The sequence below is a fragment of the Shewanella sp. SP2S2-4 genome, assembly GCF_031932025.1.
GTDB lineage: Bacteria > Pseudomonadota > Gammaproteobacteria > Enterobacterales > Shewanellaceae > Shewanella > Shewanella baltica.
Map to the genome: position 1 here is coordinate 180001 of NZ_JAUOER010000006.1, position 21612 is coordinate 201612.

The 21612-nt window shown below is 47.4% G+C and carries 15 protein-coding genes and 1 riboswitch; of the genes, 12 read left to right on the plus strand and 3 right to left on the minus strand.

The window, feature by feature from the left end:
* Nucleotides 1–48: 48 nt before the first annotated feature.
* Nucleotides 49–1011 carry a tRNA-modifying protein YgfZ gene (ygfZ, locus tag Q4Q54_RS07360; RefSeq protein WP_311988094.1) on the plus strand — a complete coding sequence of 321 codons (963 nt, stop codon included), beginning with the start codon at nucleotides 49–51 and terminating at the stop codon, nucleotides 1009–1011.
* 88 nt (nucleotides 1012–1099) lie between these two features.
* On the opposite strand, the gene Q4Q54_RS07365 is transcribed toward ygfZ, so the two are convergent.
* The 3 genes from Q4Q54_RS07365 to Q4Q54_RS07375 all read right to left on the minus strand — a co-directional run bounded on the left by Q4Q54_RS07365 (nucleotide 1100) and on the right by Q4Q54_RS07375 (nucleotide 9029).
* Nucleotides 1100–2116, minus strand: coding sequence for a two-component system response regulator (locus tag Q4Q54_RS07365; RefSeq protein WP_028759378.1), 1017 nt, complete (start codon nucleotides 2114–2116; stop codon nucleotides 1100–1102).
* A gap of 48 nt (nucleotides 2117–2164) precedes the next feature.
* Complete coding sequence (locus Q4Q54_RS07370) at nucleotides 2165–7498, minus strand: PAS domain S-box protein (RefSeq protein WP_311988095.1); 5334 nt, start codon at nucleotides 7496–7498, stop codon at nucleotides 2165–2167.
* A gap of 172 nt (nucleotides 7499–7670) precedes the next feature.
* Complete coding sequence (locus Q4Q54_RS07375) at nucleotides 7671–9029, minus strand: sodium:alanine symporter family protein (RefSeq protein ID WP_286992952.1); 1359 nt, start codon at nucleotides 9027–9029, stop codon at nucleotides 7671–7673.
* 250 nt (nucleotides 9030–9279) lie between these two features.
* Nucleotides 9280–9409, minus strand: a riboswitch (glycine riboswitch).
* A 447-nt stretch (nucleotides 9410–9856) separates the two neighbouring features.
* Between Q4Q54_RS07375 and Q4Q54_RS07380 the strand changes: the two genes are divergently transcribed.
* The 11 genes from Q4Q54_RS07380 (at nucleotide 9857) to Q4Q54_RS07430 (ending at nucleotide 21578) form a co-directional block, all read left to right on the plus strand.
* The gene (locus Q4Q54_RS07380; protein ID WP_311988096.1) at nucleotides 9857–10531 is read left to right on the plus strand and encodes an ABC transporter ATP-binding protein; all 675 of its coding nucleotides are present in this window, start codon (nucleotides 9857–9859) and stop codon (nucleotides 10529–10531) included.
* Nucleotides 10521–13160: an ABC transporter permease gene (locus tag Q4Q54_RS07385; RefSeq protein ID WP_311988097.1), complete on the plus strand. Its 2640-nt coding sequence runs from the start codon at nucleotides 10521–10523 to the stop codon at nucleotides 13158–13160. The genes Q4Q54_RS07380 and Q4Q54_RS07385 overlap by 11 nt, the downstream gene beginning before the upstream one ends.
* Entirely contained in the window at nucleotides 13160–14359 is a 1200-nt protein-coding gene (locus tag Q4Q54_RS07390) for a lipocalin-like domain-containing protein (RefSeq protein ID WP_311988098.1), read from the plus strand. Before Q4Q54_RS07385 ends, Q4Q54_RS07390 begins: the two co-directional genes overlap by 1 nt.
* A 317-nt stretch (nucleotides 14360–14676) precedes the next feature.
* Entirely contained in the window at nucleotides 14677–15057 is a 381-nt protein-coding gene (locus Q4Q54_RS07395; protein ID WP_311988099.1) for a type IV pilin protein, read from the plus strand.
* Nucleotides 15058–15495 carry a GspH/FimT family pseudopilin gene (locus tag Q4Q54_RS07400; protein WP_311889722.1) on the plus strand — a complete coding sequence of 146 codons (438 nt, stop codon included), beginning with the start codon at nucleotides 15058–15060 and terminating at the stop codon, nucleotides 15493–15495.
* Entirely contained in the window at nucleotides 15492–15902 is a 411-nt protein-coding gene (locus Q4Q54_RS07405) for a prepilin-type cleavage/methylation domain-containing protein (RefSeq protein WP_311988100.1), read from the plus strand. Before Q4Q54_RS07400 ends, Q4Q54_RS07405 begins: the two co-directional genes overlap by 4 nt.
* A gap of 2 nt (nucleotides 15903–15904) precedes the next feature.
* Complete coding sequence (locus Q4Q54_RS07410) at nucleotides 15905–16474, plus strand: prepilin-type N-terminal cleavage/methylation domain-containing protein (RefSeq protein WP_311889723.1); 570 nt, start codon at nucleotides 15905–15907, stop codon at nucleotides 16472–16474.
* 18 nt (nucleotides 16475–16492) lie between these two features.
* Nucleotides 16493–18136 carry a polymer-forming cytoskeletal protein gene (locus tag Q4Q54_RS07415; protein WP_311988101.1) on the plus strand — a complete coding sequence of 548 codons (1644 nt, stop codon included), beginning with the start codon at nucleotides 16493–16495 and terminating at the stop codon, nucleotides 18134–18136.
* Nucleotides 18137–18388: 252 nt separating this feature from the next.
* Nucleotides 18389–18658, plus strand: coding sequence for a chaperone NapD (locus tag Q4Q54_RS07420; RefSeq protein WP_126491205.1), 270 nt, complete (start codon nucleotides 18389–18391; stop codon nucleotides 18656–18658).
* The gene (gene napA, locus Q4Q54_RS07425; protein ID WP_311988102.1) at nucleotides 18655–21150 is read left to right on the plus strand and encodes a nitrate reductase catalytic subunit NapA; all 2496 of its coding nucleotides are present in this window, start codon (nucleotides 18655–18657) and stop codon (nucleotides 21148–21150) included. The genes Q4Q54_RS07420 and napA overlap by 4 nt, the downstream gene beginning before the upstream one ends.
* Nucleotides 21147–21578, plus strand: coding sequence for a nitrate reductase cytochrome c-type subunit (locus Q4Q54_RS07430; RefSeq protein WP_311988103.1), 432 nt, complete (start codon nucleotides 21147–21149; stop codon nucleotides 21576–21578). Before napA ends, Q4Q54_RS07430 begins: the two co-directional genes overlap by 4 nt.
* The last annotated feature ends 34 nt before the right edge of the window (nucleotides 21579–21612 follow it).

A 21612-nucleotide genomic window follows, 5' to 3' on the forward strand; every position in this document is an offset into this window, starting at 1 on the left:
CCGTTACAATCTAGCCTCTCACATCGTCTTCATTTTCAGGATCTCGCTATGACTATTTCAGTTTCTACGCCCCATTGGGATCTGGACGCTTCTTTGCCTCCACTCATGCTTGCCAACTTATCTCATATGGGCCTTATTAAAGTGGTTGGAGAACAAGGCCGCAGTTTCATCCATGGCCAAGTGACCACTGACATCAGCTCATTAGCCGATAACCAATGGCGCTGGGGTGCACATTGCGATCCAAAAGGTAAAATGCTGGCCAGTTTCAGGACCTTTGCCATTCAAGATACGCTCTTTATGCTGATGCCAAAGGATGCCATCGAAGTCGATTTACCCCAGTTACAAAAATATGCCGTGTTTAGTAAAGCCACCTTAAGCAATGCATCCGCTGAGTGGACTCTGCTCGGCGTTGCTGGTGAACAGGCAAGCCAATTCGTGAACAAACATTTTGGTGACATTCAGCAAGAGCTCACACTCATTGAAAAGGGTGCGATTTTAAAAGACGCTGAACGTTTTATTTTAGTATTAACACCAGATGCCGCAGCAGCTTTAGTTGCGCAATCGGAACTGAGTGTATTTGACGCCAGTGCATGGCAAGCGTTAGAGATTGCAGCAGGTTACCCCAACCTTGCCGCCAGCCATGCCAGCCAGTACGTACCGCAGATGTGTAATCTACAAGCGGTTAACGGTATCAGCTTCAATAAGGGCTGTTACATGGGGCAAGAAACCATAGCGCGCATGAAATATCGCGGTGGTAATAAACGCGCCCTGTATATTTTGCGCGGTCACACTAGTCTTCAAATCACCCTAGCATCAGGCCTCGAAATCGCGATGGAAGACAGTTTTCGCCGTGGCGGTCAAATCATTGAGTTTGTACAGCGTGGCAATCAAGTCTTGTTAACCGCCGTACTTCCTAATGACACGCCTAATGATACTCAGCTGCGTTTTGCCGACGATGAACAATCACATTTAACGATCCAAGCCCTGCCCTACTCATTAGATGAAGCGTAATGCTTTGATTTAATATAATTAGTATAAAATATTGAAGCAAAATAAAGGCGCCAATGGCGCCTTTACCTTAGTCAATGCACTTCGAGCATCAATTTTCTAAATAAGTATCTCGAATGGCAATTGCTTCTGGCAGGATTTGCTTGAACTCCTCCACCAACTTAGGATCGAAATGTTTTCCCGCTTGATTTTCAAATAGCTCCATAGTTGCTTCAATCGTCCAAGCCTGCTTGTAAGGCCGTTGCGAAGTCAGCGCATCGAACACATCCGCAATCGCGGTGATACGCCCTTCAAGGGGAATTTCTTCACCTACCAAGCCATTGGGGTAACCTGAACCATCCCACTTCTCATGGTGAGTTAAGGCGATACGACGGGCCATTTGCAATAACGGATCGCTATGTTCTCCAATAATTTCTGCACCTATGGCGGCGTGCTGCTGCATAATTTCCCATTCCTGCGCATCAAGTTTCCCTGGCTTTTTCAGCACAGCATCGGGCGTACCGATTTTACCAATATCGTGCATAGGCGCCGCATTAAAAATCAAGTCACAAAAGGTTGTCGGTAAGCCGAGCTTTATCGCTAATATGCGGGCGTAATGGCTCATACGCACAACATGTAGACCCGTCTCGTTGTCCTTGTATTCAGCAGCACGGCCAAGACGACGGATAATCTCGAAACGAGTTTCTTCTAATTCGTGGGTACGAACTTTAACTTGTTGTTCGAGTAGACGTTTTTGATCATAGAGCGCAAGATGCGTTTTAACCCGCGCTTTAACGACAGGCGCACTGACAGGCTTAGTAATATAATCCACCGCGCCCAATGCAAAACCTTGGGCTTCATCAGCAATTTCAGATAAGGCGGTCACGAATATCACCGGAATATGGCTGGTCAGCGGCTCTTGCTTTAGCAGCTTGCAGACTTCATAGCCATTCATACCTGGCATCATGACATCGAGCAGAATCAAGTCAGGCCGCGATTTTGTCACTAACGCTAATGCCCTTGGCCCATCGATCGCCACTTTGACTTTGTAATCATCACCTAGAATACCGATCAAAATATCAATATTCTCAGGTGTGTCATCGACGACTAATATTGTTGCTTTTTCCATTAACAACTCCACTCAATGTCACACATTATAAATTCGCGCTACCGCTTTCTATCCTAACTGTGTAATCACATCGTCAATTAAGTCGATTGCCTCATCAAACTGATACTGGTTAATCATAGATAAAGCGGGGCTTAATGTTTGCCACATTGCACTACTCACCTTCGGCTTTAACGCATCAATTTTTGCCACAGCGCTGGCATCGGCTTCATCTAGATTCTGACGTAAGACCCGTAATGCGGCTCTCAAGTCCTCATCTGATAGCAAGTCCACCGCTCGGGGCTCGGCTTGATTCACTATCGCAGGCTTAGCCTGTTCAATCGCATCGCAGATAGAGGCTACTAGCGGTTGAATTTGAACTAATTCATCTTCATAGGGCGCTTTCTCTGTTAAATGCAACTCAAGCAAACGCGCTAATTCCACCAATTTTGCCGAACTTAAATTACCCGCTAAGCCTTTAAGGGTGTGGGCGATACGCACCGCATCTTCGACTTGATTCGCCGCGATGGCTTTGCGAACCTGCTCCACGACATTACGTTGACTGCTCACAAAACGATCAAAGATTCGTTGATAAAGACGCGTCGAATGCTGCACCAGTTGCAAACCTCTATCGATATCCAACTCAGGGTGTTCTGGCCACTTGAGCAATACCGTTTGATCTGCGCCATTGCTGACTTCACCCTGTGTGCTGGACGAAGTTAACCGAGTTGAGGCTTCCGCCCTTATCGCAGCAGAAATTCCAGAAGAAGAGCCGAGGTATTTCAATAGGGTTTGATAGAGCACATTCACTTCTATGGGCTTGGCAATATGGTCATTCATCCCAGCCCGAAGACACATATCTCTATCACCAGCCATCGCATTCGCAGTCATAGCGACGACAGGTAAATTTGCCAACTCAGGCCTTTTCCTTATTGCTTTAGTGGCTTGATAACCATCCATCACCGGCATTTGGCAGTCCATCAACACTAGATCGAAATGCTGTTGGGATAGCTTATCTAAGGCAATTTGGCCATTGGTCGCTATGGATAAAATAATCCCCACTTGCTCTAAAAACTCGCTGGCGACTTCAAGGTTCATCTCGTTATCTTCCACTAATAAGATACGTTTCCCTTGAAGTGGCAATAATAACTGCGGAGCCAGCTCTTCAGTGCGGCGTCTCACTGGCAATATGCCTTCACGGCCAATCGCATTCATTATGCCATCGAGCATGCGTGAGGCGCTGATGGGTTTACTGATGTACCCCGCCAGTGCTAATTGCTCAATTTGAGTGATAAATTCATGATTCGCATGGGCGGATACCATCAAGATCTTAGGCTGAGACTTAGCCTGTAGTTGGATCTGACGGGCGGTTTCTAACCCGTCCATATTGGGCATTTTCCAATCGATTAATGCCACTTCATAGGTCTGCAGTAGGCAGCGGTTTATTGCTTCTTCACCTGAACGAACCGTATCGACTCTAAAGCCCATACTTTCGAGCGTTGTACGCATTATGTCTCTGGCGGTCGCGTTATCATCTACCACCAGCACAGACATGCCCTCAAGCTCTTGCTCAAGCACTAATTTTTGGCCCTCGGAAATTTGTAACTTCACAGTGAAATAGAAGGTGCTGCCATGACCAAATTGACTTTCGACACCAATATTGCCCCCCATGAGTTCAACGAGTTGCTTGCAAATAGCCAAACCTAAGCCTGTACCACCGTATTTACGGGTGGTTGAAGTATCCGCTTGGGTAAAGGATTTAAATAATTTTGCTTGCTGCTGCTCAGTTAAGCCTATGCCGCTGTCACGCACACTAAAACGCAGCACGACATCATCATCTTGCTGCTCAACTAAGCTTAGCGACAATAACACCTCACCCCGTTCGGTGAACTTAATGGCGTTATTCATCAGATTAATCAACACTTGCCCTAACCGCAGCGAATCCCCTAACAGATAACGAGGCACATTGGGCGCAACGGCAAACAATAATTCAATCTGTTTGTGGGCGGCTTTCTCAGAAAACATATCGCTGAGATCTTCCAACATAGTGTCGAGCTGAAATGGCACAGATTCTATGTCGAGCTTACCCGCTTCAATCTTAGAAAAATCCAGAATATCATTGATAATTGATAGTAGAGACTGCGATGCCCGCTCAATCTTCTCTACATAATTTTTCTGTTTTTGATCAAGCTCTGTCTGTAAGCACAGCTGGGACATGCCGATAATGGCATTCATTGGGGTGCGTATTTCATGGGACATATTCGCCAAGAAGTCACCTTTGGCTTTACTGGCGGCATCGGCTTGCTCTTTGGCAAGTAACAGTTCATCGGAGAGTAATTTAAGCTCTGTCATATCGACCATGCTTATCACAGCCGATTCAAATTGTCCTTGGGCATCTAACAGTGCCGACACATTGACCGTCATCCATAAAGGTGCACCAGAAGGACGAATAAAGCTTCTCTCGCCACGATAATGGTCAATTTTGCCACCGACCAATTCCTTAAATTGCTCCTTGGCGATAAGCTTATCTTGCGCGCTAAGGACCTCAAAAATTGCGGTATTGCGTAAACTCTCCCGTGACCGCGCCATATCGGCACAGAATTGATCATTACAATCTAAGATAACGCCTTTAACATCCACATTGACAATACCAATGGTCGCACCATCAAACAGTGCCTTAAAGTGCGCTTCACTGAGGGCTAACTCTTGTTCTATGCTCTTGCGTTGGGTGATGTCCATTACATACCCATTCCAAGTAATAGCGCCATCTTCTTCTACATGGCCGCTCGCACCCGCCTCCATCCAACGTATGCTGCCATTGGGATGGCGATAACGAAACTCGCGGATCCATTGAAACCTATCTTCACTCTTACCCGAAAGTGCCAGCACGACATCCGGCCTTTCTTCATCAAAAATTCGCTCAGCGATGATGTCAAAATTACTAATAAGATCATCACGATGTAGCCCCAGCATTTTCATTGCCGCACCAGAGAGAAAGGTAAATCTGCGATCAGTAGGCGAGTGCCACAACAATTGGTACACGGTACAAGGAATAGACTCTGTAATATTGGTCAATTGCAGGCGCGAAGCCTCTAGCTGCCCTATAGCAAACTTACTCTCTGTGATGTCATCAATACTGCCGTCGAACCAAAGTGGAACGCCCTCTTCGGTATAACTTGCCTTACCTTTCTCATGCACCCAGCGCACACTGCCATCGCGATGGCGGATACGATATTCCACTTCAAAGGTAGCTTGAAGTGCGAGTGCTTTATCCATTTCGTGCAGGCAGAAGCCCCGATCTTCCTCGATGATCAAAGAGATATAAGTACGATTCTGATTATTGATAAATTGGCTTGCGGCATATCCCGTAATTTCACCAATATTGTCACTGATATATTCCATTACCCAAATATCGCCAATACGTAAACGATATACGGCGCTAGGGATATTGGAGACCAATCCACGAAAACGCTCCTCACTCTCCCGAATTTTAAGTTCAACCGCAATTTTATCCGTCATATCGCGAATCGAAGCTGCAACTTGCTTTTGTCCATCCGCATCCGCAGGGAGCATACTCAGCGCAATTTCAGCAATAAATTCATTACCATCGGCTTTTAAAGCCCGAACATGACGCGCATTTGCCATGCCTCTATCGCGGCCTTCGCGAAGGAATTGTTGTCGCTCAAGAACATGTCGGGTACCCAATTCTTGTGGTAGTAACTGCTCAACTTGCAAACCCAACATAGCCCCTGTATCAAATCCAAAAAGCTGCTGGCAACGACTGTTAGTAAAAACGATTAACCCCTGTTGGTCGACAATCAACATGGCCTCAGGCGCAGCCTCAAGCACGGCATTTGACCAAGCCGCCGCCGAAAACTGCTCAGTAATATCGGTAAATAACATTTCCACCGACATTAACTCACCAGTATCTGATAATAATGGCTGCATAAAGACATCGAGCCTTCTTAAATACCCTTTTTCATCTAGCATTTCCACTTGATGCGAAGGCACATTCTGGCCCTTTAAGGCTAAATCGGTATATTCCCAGTTCTTCTCATTGAGGGGATTAGCCGAGAAGAGTCTTTGATATTTGCGCTTGAGCAAATCAGGGGAGATCCCCAGCACCTTAGTTACCCCCTCACTAACCTGGGCGAGTTGGCCATTAGGTTCGAGGGAACAATAGAAAGATTTATCACTCATACCATCAATTAGGCGCGCAAAGCGATTACCGCGGGAATCAAGAATGGCTTGTTCACGTTCTGCAAGTAATTCCGCCATTTGATTGAAGGTATTACTCAGCGTCACAATCTCACTTACGGCACCTTTAGGTACAATAAGCTGCTGAGTTTTACCCTGTCCAAAGGACAAGATACCCGACTCGAGTAGCTCTAACGGCCGAGTTAACCGTTTCGCCGCCAGATAACAAGTCAGCAATAATAAGAGGGTTAATAAGCTTAAATTGAGGATGATAGATGCCAGATCATCAAGCAGGGAGTTGAATAAATCTTGTTCTGGCGCTAATACAATCACACGCCACTTTAAATGCGGTACAGTCGCAATACTCGCAAGATAAACAACATCTTGGTTATCGACAAACCTTGCTTGACCATCAAGCCTTTTATCCTGTAGCGTCCAAAAATCGGCATTTTTATCTTTATTCTTATCGAGCCACTGGGCTGAAGTCGTTGCCAGCACTTTTTCTTTATCTACATGATAAATAAGCCGCCCTTGATCGTCTAAAACCACCAGACGATTTGGTGCAATCCCCAATTGTTTTGGCAATCCATCTAAGGCTAAATCAACCGTCGCAACCCCAAAATAATTACCTACCGCACCAAAAGGAGCCGAATAGGTCAACATCAGAATATTTCCCGCCCCCTCATCAAAGTATGCCTTTGACCAATAACCGTTCGCTTGATTGATAGCCTTGCTCCACCAATCCCAAGTGCCATCGGTATAGTCGTAGCCTTCAGCGCCAATATCGAGGTAGTGTAAATCGTTACCACCACTTGTATCGCGGTAAACATAGGGGGAAAAGAGCTTTCGATTGGGGAAGGTATTAGGTTTAAACGCGACTGCGGAGCCAAAAAAATCAGGGTTACGTATGACTCGATTCATCAAGACACTTTTAACACTCTCAGTGTCATTCATGTCTTCTTTACTTGACAAAAAACCAATAAAATCAGCAAGACCTTGGGTGTTGGCCTCCGCATGCTCGAGCAGAAACTGCAGACGAGAAGCCGAATGACTCGCCTCTTGTGTCAGGCTATGGTAAAGCCGATTCTCTGAGGAGATATAACTAAACCAAGCGTTTACACCATAGACACTCGCCATAATTAAAATGAGAGGCAAGGCTATGTGGGATAAAATCCTACTGCGAAAAGTACGAAGTTTACTTTTTTCCATGGTGTCGCCCTAAAGCCCCCGATTTTATAAGCACTGCATTTAAAAATAGCACTTATAAAGTAAACGAAGAATTTAGTGGCGACAATGTCAAAGTTAAAATAATGTGAAGTAATTTATTGTTTTAACAATACTAATAAGCCGTCTCTAAGAAGCCGTCTCTAAGAAGCCGTCTCTAAGAAGCCGTCTCTAAGGTTTGATTAGGTAAGATACGAGCAAAATAACTTTGGGTTTCGGCGATAATGATATGCCTCAAGCCCACAATGGCGATCAAGTTAGGGATCGCCATCAAACCATTAACCGTATCGGCCAACAACCAAATCACATCCAGTTTGATAAAAGCACCACCGGCAATCAGCACCAAAAACACCACTTGATACATGCGTAGCCCGCGCTCACCGACTAAGTAATACCAACAGCGTTCACCATAATAATGCCAGCCCAAAATCGTTGTAAACGCAAAACACACTAGCGCAATCGTCACCAAATACTGACCCACAAGCGCTGAACCTCCCAGAGCAAAAGCAGCACTCGTCATCGCGGCACCCGCCGTCTCACCACTCCATACCCCAGTGATAATCAGCACTAACCCCGTCATAGTGCAAATGATAATGGTATCGAAGAAAGTACCCGTCATGCTGACGAGACCTTGCTCAACGGGTTCATTGGTCTTAGCGGCAGCGGCGGCAATGGGTGCACTACCTAATCCAGATTCGTTCGAGAACACACCGCGGGCAATACCGATTTGAATCGCCTGCGCGACTGTCGCCCCTAAAAATCCCCCCGCAGCTGAGAGTGGCGTAAAGGCAGATTCAAGCACTAAAGCTAAGGCGGGTAAGATCTGCTCGGAGAAACCGACTAAGATCCACACGCAGGCCAGCACATAACCAATCGACATCGCAGGCACAAGTTTTTGCGCCACATTTGAAATGCGCTTTACGCCACCCAAAGTGACTGCAGCAACTAACACAGTCAACACAGTCGCAGTCAACCAAGTCGGCACCTCAAAGGCAATCGTCAGCGCATCGCTGATGGCGTTAACCTGTGCAAAAGTACCGATACCGAAAAAGGCCACACCAACCCCAAAGAGAGCAAACAATTTCGCCATCCAAGGTAGACCAAGGCCGTGCTCGATATAATACATAGGGCCACCCGCAATCTGCCCACGAGCATCGGTGGTACGGTACTTTACCGCCAACATACATTCAGCATATTTAGTCGCCATGCCGAAAAATGCCGCCAGCCACATCCAAAATAACGCCCCAGGGCCACCCATTTTTATTGCCGTCGCCACGCCAACAATATTACCGGTACCGATAGTGGCGGACAGCGCAGTACAAAGCGCGGCAAAGGAAGATAAATCCCCATGACCTTTGGCAGGTTTAAACAACAATCCCATCGCCATCGGCAGACGAAATACTTGGATAAGCTTGAGGCGCACAGTGAGGTAAACCCCTGTACCCACCAGCAAACAAAGGGTAATTGGGCCCCAAACGATGCCATTAATACTGGCAAGTAAAGCTTGAAAACTCATGATATTCCTCGAATATTAAACAACAAAATTAATAAACGGAGGAGGAAAAGAAATGGCTGTGACGCGCCGCAGTCGGACGCTATAGCGAGCTATTTTGACCTAATCTCGGCCGAGAATCGCCTAAGCTGAACGCTAAAAGCGTAGCAAGCGAGAGCTCTACACGAGTGCTTTCAATAAGAGCAAAAGTGCTCCATCTCAAGCTAAAGAGTAAAAATAGCCCACGACGACAAACGACAGGGACTGTGCAGTCATCCTCTCCTCTGTCCTTTTGCCTGAGCGTTTCGCATCGCAGGTTATACAATAACACCACGACACTTTCGCCTTCGGCGCCACCTGATTGCACAATGAGTGCAACTGGTAGTCTCTCCAGAGGCTCGTCCAGTAACAGTCCACGCCTATCGGCACCTGAAAGAGTGCTTTGTTTTTATAAGAAGACTCGCTTCTGTAAAACCAAAGTTGCCTCGTCGGTGTGGGGTCAATTCCCCACTCTCCTGCTACCTTCATCCGAACGGATTGCTAGATTGAGATTTACTCCCAAGCTAACAGGACGCACAGAATGCAACAAATGCGACGTCAGCTCAAGCCGTTTGCTCACAGTTCGCAGAGGATTTAATCCAGTTGACTATTTTTACACCAAATGACAGTTTATGTTTTGTTACTCCGTGGATGATCCTATTACAAGAAAAATCAGTATCTATCTGAATAGAAAATGCTTTATCTTGAACATAGAATGGCAATGCCAAATTGCGGCCACTAAGTAAGTTGCAGCCGCAATTTGAAACACTGCTTACCACACCCGCCGCCAATGGATATAAAGGAGTTGCTCAATGGCCGACGTCGCTAAGCTTAACCAAGTCACCAAAGGCTTTCGCGATGGTGAGCAATATCATCAAGTACTGCAAGCGGTTAATCTACAGATCCACAGAGGTGAAACCGTCGCTCTCACAGGCCCCAGCGGCAGCGGTAAGAGCACCTTGCTCAATCTAATTGCCGGCTTTGAAACGCCAGACTCGGGCGAAATATTACTAGAACAAACATCCACTTCAGATTGGCAAGATAAAGAGTGGAGCCGTTTCAGACGTAATTCCTTAGGTGTCGTGTTTCAGCAATTTAACTTACTCACGCCACTCAACGTGAAAGACAATATCGCCTTCTCCTTAAGTTTAACCGCGCAGCCATGGTCGCCTTGGTGTGACTATCTGGTTGAAAAACTTGGGCTCTTGCCATTACTTCACCGGCAAGTTGAAGCCCTGTCAGGCGGTCAACAACAGCGTGTCGCCATCGCCCGCGCCTTAGCCCATAAACCGACCTTGCTACTAGCCGACGAACCTACGGGTAACTTAGATGATGTATCGGGTAAGCAAGTCATGGCATTACTGTGTGAACTGGCACGGGAAAGCCAAACCAGCATATTAATGGTCACCCACAGCGAAGAGTGCGCCGCCTTCATGCAAAAACGTTGGCACTTATCCCAAGGTGCAGTCGCTATTTATGAACAATAAACAGCTCACTAAGGCGACTCCCACAGCGCTTAAGCAAACTTGGCTAAAGTCAACTTGGCTTAGGCTGACGTGGCTCAGCCTAAAAGTGTTTATCGCCCATTATCGCCATGCGCCTATACAAGCAGGTGCCATTCTGCTCGGTATCGCCTTAGCTGTCACTCTGCTGATTGGGGTTAAAGCAACCAACGACAATGCCGTGCGCAGCTATAGCGAGGCGACTGAGTTACTGAGTCAACGCGCCGATGTGCTACTCACTCCGCCCCTAGGACAAAACACTTTAGATGAATCCGTCTATTTCGCCTTGAGACGAGCCGGATTAAGTCAGAGTCTCGCCGTCGTAAGTGGCAAAATCTCCGGTAAAAACGGTCAGTTCTGGCAACTGGAAGGCAGCGATTTAGTCGCCGCATTGACACTACAAAAATCGAAACGTAACACCTCGACTGAAACGCAGTCAACAACCTCGCCGCAGATGAATGACTTACCGCTTGCCGATCTGCTCAACGGCGCCCCCACAGTAATAATGAGCCGCAGCCTAGCCGCCAAAGTAGCGCCAGAGGGTAAACTTGTTTTAGAAAATAACACCTTAGATGTCATTGCAATTGATGACAGTTTTGGTCTAGGAAGCGCCATCTTGGCCGATATGTCCCTCGCCCAGCGATTACTAAACATGCAAGGCAGATTGAGCTATATCGCCATGTTCAGTGAACGAGAAAACCTACCTAAATTAAAATCCCAACTCGACGCTTTAGGGATTACGCCGCAAAAGGCCAGCTTTAGCCAACAGGATCAAGGCCAAGCGCTGATAGCGCTGACCCGCAGTTTTCACCTTAATCTTAATGCTATGAGCATGTTAGCCTTCGTTGTCGGCCTCTTTATCGCCTATAACGGTGTGCGTTACAGCCTAATGAAACGGCAAAAACTGTTAGTGCAATTATTGCAACAGGGAATCGAGCGCCGCGCCTTGATGACGGCACTGATGTTCGAATTAATTTTGTTAGTAGTCATAGGTTCAAGTCTGGGCTTTATCAGTGGTTTGCAACTCAGCCACTGGCTGCAACCTATGGTCGCCATGACCTTAGAGCAAATGTATGGCGCCCACTTGCTCCCCGGTATTTGGCAATGGACCTGGCTTTTTGAGGCAATTGCCCTCACCTTAATTGCCGCGCTCGCCGCTTGCTTGCCCTTGTATTTAGATCTTACGCGCCAAGCACTTGCACAAGGGGCGAATCGTTATCAGCAAATGCAGGCACACCGCAAAACCCATAGCATTCAATTTGCCTTAGCCTGTGGCTTATTGACCTTAGCGGCGTTGCTGTTTCCCTTCAGCCAAAGCTATAACATCAGCTTAGTGTTACTCGGTATCGTCGCTATCGCTATTCCCTTATTGTTGCCGCAATTATTGCATTGGGGCGTCAGTGCGTTAATGCCCTTGGCACGTCCTGGATTATGGCAATATCTGCTCGCCGAAACCCGTGAGCTTATCGCACCGCTGTCCCTTGCTATGATGGCGATCTTACTGGCGCTCAGTGCCAATGTGTCAATGAACACCCTCGTGGGAAGCTTCGAGCAAACCCTGCGAACTTGGCTAGAAACTCGCTTGCATGCCGATCTCTATATCCGCCCACCGAGCCAGCGTATCGACACGATTCAAACCCAATTGATGCACGATCCTAGAGTCAGCGGTCTTTATCAGCAGTGGCAGATTGAAGCCCAGCTTTCACTGCCAGTTTCGGCGGATAATCCGAGCGAGCAGACGATTCCGGTGAGCCTACTCAGCCGCGATGAATTTTCGACTCGGCACACCAGTGCGCTTAAAGAAAGCCTGCCCACATTGTGGCAATCCTACTTTAATGCACCCGTTATATTGGTGAGCGAACCTCTTGCCATCAAATACCAATTACACCTTGGTGATACTGTGTCATTGGATGTGCTCGAGAAAACAGGTAGCAGCAAAGCCATTATTGGCGGCATTTATTATGACCACGGCAATACCCGAAACGAGGTCATTATCAGCCAGCCACTTTGGCACCGGGCCCAGTTACCTGTACTGCCAGTCAGTTTAGCGGCAAGTTTTCACGGTAAAGAGCAAGGCAGTAGGATAAGTGAAGCGCAGCTTGATCAACTACAAGTCCAACTGGCGACTGAGTTAGGTTTATCCCAAGCGCAAATCTACAGCCAAACTAAGATTAAAACCCAAGCTATCGCTATGTTTAAACGCACTTTTTCCATTACCTTAGTGCTGAATAGTTTAACCTTGATTGTCGCCGCGATTGGCCTCTTTAGTGCCTGCTTAATGTTGACTCAGGCAAGGCAAGCGCCACTGGCACGGCTGTATTCCCTCGGCGTCAGTCGTAATGCGCTGCGCGGTATGGTGTTTATGCAAATGCTGATTGTGGTGCTGATCACTTGCCTGCTCGCTATGCCAACAGGTGCGCTGCTAGGTTACCTGCTCATCAACAAGATCACCTTGCAAGCCTTTGGCTGGACGATAAAAATGATTTGGGATTGGCAAGCCTATGGCAAAGCAATACTGATTGCCTTAACCACCTGCACCTTAGCCGTGCTCTTGCCGCTGTATTGGCAAACCCGCAAACCACTGGTCGCCAGTCTGCAGCAGGAGACCCTGTGATGAAAACACTCAGTATTGTATGGGCAGTGGTTGGGTTAATGCTTATCGGCGGCTGTGATAAAACGCCATCGACGCAAAACACTCAGTCCAAATCCATGGCCAATGTGGTGGGAAAAACCTCTACTAATCAAGATGATTTAGCTTTTACGCCTGTTGTTCCCGGCTATAAATTTGAGTTTCCGCGGGATCACTTGGCGCACAATGGCTTTCGCCAGGAATGGTGGTATCTGACCGCCAATTTAACCACAGAAACAGGTGAGCAACTCGGCGCCCAGTGGACGCAGTTTAGAGTTGCCCTTAACCCCACAGATTTGCAAGCAATCATTTCACACACAACAGATCTGCAAGCAACTGATGCAACACCCAAAAGTGAATCAACTTGGGCGACTCAGCAGCTTTACTTGGCCCACAGCGCATTAACCTCAAGTCAAACTCATCTGGCTCACGAAAAGTGGTCGCGCCGCCATAGCGAGTTTGCCGAGGTGAAATTAGATCCCTATCAAATCCGCCTCGATAACTGGCGCTGGCAGAGCGAAACCAATGCTCTCTTTCCCGCCACATTAACGGTGGAGAATCCTGATTTTAGCTACCGACTTCAGCTTAACAGCCAAGCACCACTGCAATTCCAAGGCACTAACGGCTATAGCCTTAAAAGCCGCGATGGCCAAGTTGCCTCTTACTATTACAGCCAACCCTTTATCGAAATCTCAGGTGAAATCAACCGCAATGGCAAAGTGGAGCGAGTCGCAGGCCAAGGCTGGCTCGACAGGGAGTGGAGCTCGCAATTTCTCACGAAAACGCAACAGGGTTGGGATTGGTTTGCGCTCAGATTAAACGATGGCTCGACGCTGATGTTGTTTCAACTACGAGATCAGTCTCCAGCAGAGTCCGCAAAAAATGCGCCTATCTCGGCATTTTATAGCGCCAGAAGAATGTTTACCGATGGCACAGGGCGCAATATCAATTCCACTGACAATCCCAATGACATTCAGATGACGCCACTTAAATGGCAACACACTGTCAATGGCGACTATCCCGTTAGCTGGCAAGTTAAGATCCCCAGCGAGAATATCGATATCACTATCACCCCGCTCAATCCTAATAGCGCCATGCCATTATCGACGCCCTACTGGGAAGGCCCAGTACAACTCTCTGGCAGCCATACTGGTACAGGTTATATGGAACTGACGGGCTATTGAGCCCAAACATAGTTCTTATAACCAGAAATGCTAAGTCAGCGCGAAGTAACATAACAAGACAGTTATTCAGAGAATCATTTTAAACTGCTGTTATATAAAGATATAGCAACACGCCGTACGTGACCAAGCCCACAATAACACCCTATTTGCGATCGAGTTCAAGACTAATAATCAACCAATTGTTGCATTTTAAAGTCAACCCAAATACAGTATCATAAATTTAAATGACAACGTTGTCATAACGTACAAATAACAGTTTAACTCTCACGTTTATGAGTGACTGCAATGCGCATCAACCGACACAAATGGAGTTGTGAATGAGTTCTATCATCCGCATAGAGAAAGGTTTTACCTTAATTGAACTCATGATCGTCGTTGCAGTTATTGGCATTCTCGCTGCTATTGCTATCCCTTCTTTTTCCGAATACCTAAAGCAAGGTCGTCGTTTCGATGCCCAGCAATATCTGATGACAAGCGTGCAAGCATTAGAGCGCAATTATTCCCGTCATGGTAAGTACCCTGCAACGCAAACCTTAACCAATAGTCCTTATTACACCTTTAGCTACATACCAGCGGAAGACAAGTTAAGTTTCTCCCTCTCGGCAATCCCAACCAGCCGCCAATCGGATAGCTGTGGCACGTTAAGCGTTAATCAGAAAGGTGTGCGAACTCCCGCAGCCAATTGTTGGACGAATTAAATGTCAAACACGTGGAATCAAGGATTTACCTTAGTTGAGCTTATGGTTACCGTCGCGATTATCGGTATTTTAGGCAGCTTAGCCCTCCCTTCGTACCGCGACGTTATGGCACGTGAACAGCTAACAGCCGCTGCGAATGAATTGGTCTCTAGCTATAAATTTGCCCGCAGCGAAGCGATAAAACGCAGTACTTTAATTACTCTCACGGCAACAGAAGCAGGACTTTGGGTCATTAAAGATAGCGACGATAACGAATTGAAGATTTTTACGCCTCCGACGCATGGAATTGATGTAACAGGACTGACGAGCATCAGCATCAGTGCCACAGGCAACACCGCCAAAACCAGTATTTCATTGACGAACAGTCAAGGTGAAAACATGAATTTATGCATTTTACCGAGCGGCCAAAGTCAACTTCAAAGTGAGGATTGTGCATGAAAGCCTTCAATCACATAGGTAAAAAGCACCTTGGCTTTACCATGACAGAAGTTTTAGTTTCACTCGTGGTATCAGTCACTTCATTGCTTGCACTGGCAAAAGCGCAGCTATCATCGCTACAACATGCCAGCAATAGCTTTCAATACACAGTTGCCACAGTGCAAGCGCAAAATGTCATTGAGCAGATTTGGCCAAGATTATGCGAAGTGCAAAAGCAACCCGCCCGCTTCGAAGATATCAATTTTAGAGCCAGTTTAAGCCAAGATTTCCCCGCAGGCTTTGACTTAGTATTACCCGCCGCTTATCAAGACAGCATGGCAATTACTGTAACTTGGCAAGATGGTCGAGTCGATACCAATAATAGCGTCAGTCTTAACGCCAGCTTTCCGCATCTGTGTAAGGTTTAACTGTGATTTCAGCTCATCGCACTCAACGGAGACACATTAAACTCACCTCAAGACAAACGGGGTTTAGCTTATCCGAACTGATGATTGCCATGGTATTAGGGCTAATCATCATGATCGCTGTGATCAATTTCTTTGCACCACTTAAGACTACTGTTGAGGAAAGTAAACGTCTAGAAAATGCCGCCGACGCCTTAAGGTACGCCACGCTAACGCTCAGTAAAAGCATCAAACAGGCGGATAATGTCGCCCTTGTATCGGCTAACGAACTCGTCCTAAGCACGCGTGCCTCCGCAAACCAACCGAGTATTAGCTGTTTAGGCCAAAGTAAAACCGCTGATTACACCGAAACCTTTAGCTTTTTAGCACCTAACTTATCCTGCGACGATGGTGATGGCGCACAAACGCTTCTCACTGGGCTAGAAGCGGCTCACTTCTCTCAAACTGGTGAACTCGTCAGTATTAATTTGAAACCCTTAGCTTTACCGACCCAATATGATCAGGGTATTAGCTTACAGATCGCACTGCGTAAACCTCTTTGGCAACAAGCCATTAATTCACAACAAGTGCCATAGGCACGAGGAAGCACAGACATGCACACGGAACGTTCATTTGCTCACGCTTCGCCACTTCGCGGCAATATTAATAAGCAAAAGGGTGCAGTGTTACTTATCGTCTTAGTCTTCAGTATATTAGCCAGTTTATTGGTCGTGACATCACTGCGAGATAACTTAGTACAAGAGCGGCTGAGCGGGAACTTCCAGAAGCAAGTCAATGCGCAACTCACCGCCGAACAAGGCATGTATGAAAGCTATAACACCCTCAAAGCGACTTTAATTAAAGCGCCTCAAAGCACCGCGGCCTCCTTACATGACAGTCTGCCAAAGAGTGCCTCAGGCAGTATCGACAGCAGCGCCTATACATTGACAAAAACCGTGACCCCGAGCGCCGAACTCAGCGTCAACAGCACTGGGCAACACTTAGAAGGTCAGGCCAAACTCAATGCACTCTTCGCCCTAAAAGGCGCAAAGGGCAATAACATTTTTAACGATGCCATCGTTTCCTGCGAGAGCCTCAATCTGACTGGTAGTAGCACAATCGATGGTTATGACTCACGAAAAGGCGCCTACGGCGATAGCTTCAATAATGATCAAGGCAACAGCCAACTCAATAAGCACGGCAAAGGCAATGTGACGACGGTTGAACCGAATGCCGATGTAACCTTGTCGGGCAATTCGCCGATTTACGGCGATGTCAGTGCAACGGGAAATGTCACATTAACTGGCTCATCTTCCCTAATGGGCAATATTCAAAGCAATAAAGATGTCATCGTAGGCACAGGTACGGTCGGTGGGAATATCGCTGCGGGTCATAATTTCGAGCTAAAAAACAGTGGCACTGTTGAAGGCTCAGTGCAAGCCAATAACAACGCATCAACGGCCCCTGGTGCCAAAGTGAATGGGACACTTCAATATGGTGGTGATGGCAACTTCCATCAAAATAGCAACATTGGCCAAGCAGTGAAACAAGCGCCTAATGTCCCTCCCGTTCCCACTAAGTCCTGCGATCCCTTAGATATTGGCGCCGTGATGGGAGGGTTTAAAATGCCCAACAATGGCGCGAGAACAATAGCATCAACCCAAAATGTCACCATTTCGCCAACGGGCTCGACAGCGAGTTCAGGTAACAGTAATGCGTTTCCTGCCCTGTCCTCAAGTTCAGAGAACATCTTCGGTTCTGAAACCCCAGTATTTAATCTCGACAGTTTAGTCATGAGTAGCGATGGTGTATTAAACATCAGCGGTGGGGATGTCACACTGATCATCAATGGTGACTTTAAAATGAGTGGCGCAAACCAACTCAATATCGCCCCAGGCTCAAGCCTAACGCTATTTGTGAATGGTGAGATTTCCTTTACGGCGGGTACTAACAGCGGTAATAACATTAAAAGCCAAACCCTAACCAGCAGCAATAAACCGCCGTTAGCGATTTACTCTGGTTCAAATAAAGATGTAACTGTCAGTGGAAGCGTGCCGATATATGCCGCGCTTTACGCGCCTAAATCCAAAGTCAATCTGCCCGGTGGGCCCGAAATCTTCGGCTCGGTAAGAGGCAAATCCATTACCGCTACGGGCGATGGCAAAATCCATTATGACAATGCTTTAGGCGAAGCCGATTTAGGCAGTGACAATGCCATTCCCCCCGCGATAGTACTTAAAGGTTGGCAATATTTATAATCTTGAATTATTGGCCGTATCCCATATACGGCCAAGTACAACACACCTCATCCACAATAAACACACCGCTTAAATTTCAAACTGAGAGTTAGATCACTCGCAAAACTTTGATCCGGATCGACTATCGCTTTCAATACCTCTTGTGAGGTATACCCACATTTTTTATCAGGTCTAGACTCGCCTGTATCAGCACTCGTTTGCTCTGCTTTTCCAAATCAAGTAACCGAGTTTACGCCACTACAGGTCACCCCAATGAGTCAGGAATACCACGTCACTAGCCTTGTGGTGCATGCCGCTCCTAAAGCCTTACAACAGGTTGAAGCCAATATTTGCGCATTAATGGGCGCTGATATTCATGCGGTTACGCCAGAAGGGAAATTGGTTGTCACCCTCGAAGGGAGTAGCCAAAGAGCAATTCTCGACAATGTTGAAGCCATCAATGCCCTGTCCGGCGTGTTATCCGCCAGTTTGATTTACCACCAAGTCGCACCTTTAGAACAAGAAAATGAGGAAAGATTATGAGCATAAGCCGCCGCGAGTTTCTCAAGGCCAACGCAGCGGTTGCCGCCGCAACAGCCGTTGGTGTCACGCTTCCGATTAAGATGGTGGAAGCCGCCGAACAGCCAGACAATATCAAATGGGATAAAGCCCCATGCCGCTTCTGCGGTGTGGGTTGTAGCGTATTAGTGGGCACCCAAGCGGGCAAAGTAGTCGCCACTAAGGGCGATCCTGAGAGTCCAGTCAACCGTGGCCTTAACTGTATTAAAGGTTATTTCCTATCAAAAATCATGTATGGCAAAGACAGATTAACCACGCCATTGCTGCGGATGAAAGACGGCAAGTACCACAAAGAAGGTGAGTTTACACCAGTCAGTTGGGATGTGGCCTTCGATACTATGGCCGCGAAATGGAAACACAGTCTCGCCACCAAAGGTCCGACGTCAGTGGGTATGTTTGGCTCCGGCCAATGGACTATTTGGGAAGGTTATGCCGCCTCTAAACTTCATAAAGCTGGTTTCCTTACCAACAACATAGATCCTAATGCACGCCACTGCATGGCCTCTGCCGTGGGCGGCTTTATGCGCACCTTCGGTATTGATGAGCCCATGGGTTGTTATGACGATTTAGAAGCCGCCGATCAGTTTGTGCTTTGGGGCGCGAACATGGCCGAGATGCACCCAATTCTATGGGCACGTTTATCCGATAGACGTTTAAGCAGTCCAACTTGTCGCGTGCATGTGCTGTCGACCTTTGAAAATCGCAGCTTCGATTTAGCCGATAATCCTATGGTGTTCCGCCCACAATCGGACTTAGTGATCCTCAACTTTATTGCCAATTACATTATTCAAAACAAAGCCATAAATACCGACTTTGTCACTAAACACACTAAGTTTGCCTTAGGCGTTGACGATATCGGCTATGGCCTGCGTCCAGACCATCCGTTAGAGAAAAAAGCTAAAAATCCAGGCAATGGTAAATCCACCCCCATTAGCTTTGACGAGTACGCCAAGTTTGTCAGCACCTATACGCTGGAATACGCAGCTAAGATGAGTGGTGTTGAGCCCGAAAAATTAGAAACCTTAGCCAAGGCCTATGCCGATCCTAAGGTTAAAGTCATGAGTCTGTGGACCATGGGCATTAACCAACACGTTCGCGGCGTGTGGGCGAACAACATGCTCTATAACATCCATTTGCTCACGGGCAAAATTGCCACACCGGGTAACAGTCCTTTCTCATTAACGGGTCAACCTTCGGCTTGCGGTACAGCACGTGAAGTCGGTACTTTCGCCCATCGTTTACCCGCCGATATGGAAGTGACGAACGACAAACACCGCGCCATTACCGAAAAACTATGGCAAGTACCTGCTGGGACGATTCCCGCCAAACCTGGCTACCATGCCGTACTCCAGAGCCGTATGCTCAAAGATGGCAAGCTCAACTGCTACTGGACCATGTGCACCAACAACATGCAGGCGGGTCCCAACATCAACGATGAAATTTATCCGGGTTTCCGCAATCCAGAAAACTTTATAGTGGTTTCAGATCCCTATCCAACCATCACGGCCATGGCGGCGGATTTAATTTTGCCAACGGCTATGTGGGTCGAAAAAGAAGGCGCTTACGGCAACGCCGAGCGCCGTACTCATATGTGGCACCAACAGGTTAAAGCCCCCGAAGGCGCGACCTCAGATCTGTGGCAATTAGTCGAGTTTTCAAAACGTTTTAAAGTATCTGAAGTCTGGCCAGCTGAGTTGATAGCTAAGCAACCAGAATATGCGGATAAAACCTTATATGAAGTGCTATTCGCCAACGGCGTGATCGACAAGTTCCCCACATCGGATTGCAAAGCAGATCTCAACGATGAGAGCGAGCACTTTGGTTTCTATCTGCAAAAAGGCATTTTTGAAGAATATGCCACATTCGGTCGTGGCCACGGCCATGATCTAGCCGACTTTGACCGTTACCACGAAACACGTGGCCTGCGCTGGCCAGTCGTTAATGGCAAAGAAACCCTGCGCCGTTTCGTTGAGGGGAGCGACCCTTATGTCAAAGCGGGTGAAGGCTTTAAATTCTATGGCAAACCCGATGGTAAAGCGGTGATCTTCGCCCTACCTTACGAGCCCGCCGCCGAAGAGCCGAATGAAGAGTACGATTTGTGGATGTCGACCGGCCGCGTGTTAGAACATTGGCACACAGGCTCGATGACAGCGCGCGTACCCGAGCTTTACCGCGCTTTTCCCGACGCGCAGATTTTTATGCACCCAGAAGATGCCAAAGCCCGCGGCGTACAACGCGGCGATGAAGTCATAGTGGCATCACCACGGGGTGAAGTGAAAACCCGTGTCGAGACCAAAGGCCGTAACAAACCGCCACGCGGCGTGGTATTTATGCCTTTCTTCGATGCACGCCAGTTAGTCAACAAACTGATATTGGATGCGACCGATCCCCTGTCAAAAGAAACTGACTTTAAAAAATGCCCAGTGAAGGTCTTCAAGGCGGAGAATAACCAATGAGAAAAATACTCACCTTAACTGCGTTACTTATCGGCATAGCGGGTTGTTCCGATCAGTCTGCCGACACCAATGCAGTGCCAGTTAATATTCAATCCCTCGCAGGAAACATGGCGATCACCGACATTCGCCCAGCTGATGCCATGGCGATTTATCCCAGTCGCGGCACCGCCATTGAGCGCAGTTTTAGCGAGCAACCACCGCTCATCCCACATAAGGACGATTACAAAATCACCTTAGATAAAAATGGCTGTTTAAGCTGCCATAGTTGGGACAAGGCAAAACGCATGAAAGCCACGCCTGTCGCTAAGTCCCATGTGATTGATGATAAAGGCACAGTGAACGGACATAACTATTTCTGTACTCAATGCCATGTCGCTCAAGCCGAAAACAAACAACCACTCGTTGAGAATCAATTCTCCGGCCAATAAATCACTTTCCCCTGCAGAGCAAAGCCACCCGAGT

Coding starts and splice junctions, on each gene's coding strand:
- ygfZ (WP_311988094.1), top strand. CDS start 49: ATGACTATTTCAGTTTCTACGCCCCATTGGGATCTGGACGCTTCTTTG.
- Q4Q54_RS07365 (WP_028759378.1), bottom strand. CDS start 2,116: ATGGAAAAAGCAACAATATTAGTCGTCGATGACACACCTGAGAATATT.
- Q4Q54_RS07370 (WP_311988095.1), bottom strand. CDS start 7,498: ATGGAAAAAAGTAAACTTCGTACTTTTCGCAGTAGGATTTTATCCCAC.
- Q4Q54_RS07375 (WP_286992952.1), bottom strand. CDS start 9,029: ATGAGTTTTCAAGCTTTACTTGCCAGTATTAATGGCATCGTTTGGGGC.
- Q4Q54_RS07380 (WP_311988096.1), top strand. CDS start 9,857: ATGGCCGACGTCGCTAAGCTTAACCAAGTCACCAAAGGCTTTCGCGAT.
- Q4Q54_RS07385 (WP_311988097.1), top strand. CDS start 10,521: ATGAACAATAAACAGCTCACTAAGGCGACTCCCACAGCGCTTAAGCAA.
- Q4Q54_RS07390 (WP_311988098.1), top strand. CDS start 13,160: ATGAAAACACTCAGTATTGTATGGGCAGTGGTTGGGTTAATGCTTATC.
- Q4Q54_RS07395 (WP_311988099.1), top strand. CDS start 14,677: ATGAGTTCTATCATCCGCATAGAGAAAGGTTTTACCTTAATTGAACTC.
- Q4Q54_RS07400 (WP_311889722.1), top strand. CDS start 15,058: ATGTCAAACACGTGGAATCAAGGATTTACCTTAGTTGAGCTTATGGTT.
- Q4Q54_RS07405 (WP_311988100.1), top strand. CDS start 15,492: ATGAAAGCCTTCAATCACATAGGTAAAAAGCACCTTGGCTTTACCATG.
- Q4Q54_RS07415 (WP_311988101.1), top strand. CDS start 16,493: ATGCACACGGAACGTTCATTTGCTCACGCTTCGCCACTTCGCGGCAAT.
- Q4Q54_RS07420 (WP_126491205.1), top strand. CDS start 18,389: ATGAGTCAGGAATACCACGTCACTAGCCTTGTGGTGCATGCCGCTCCT.
- napA (WP_311988102.1), top strand. CDS start 18,655: ATGAGCATAAGCCGCCGCGAGTTTCTCAAGGCCAACGCAGCGGTTGCC.
- Q4Q54_RS07430 (WP_311988103.1), top strand. CDS start 21,147: ATGAGAAAAATACTCACCTTAACTGCGTTACTTATCGGCATAGCGGGT.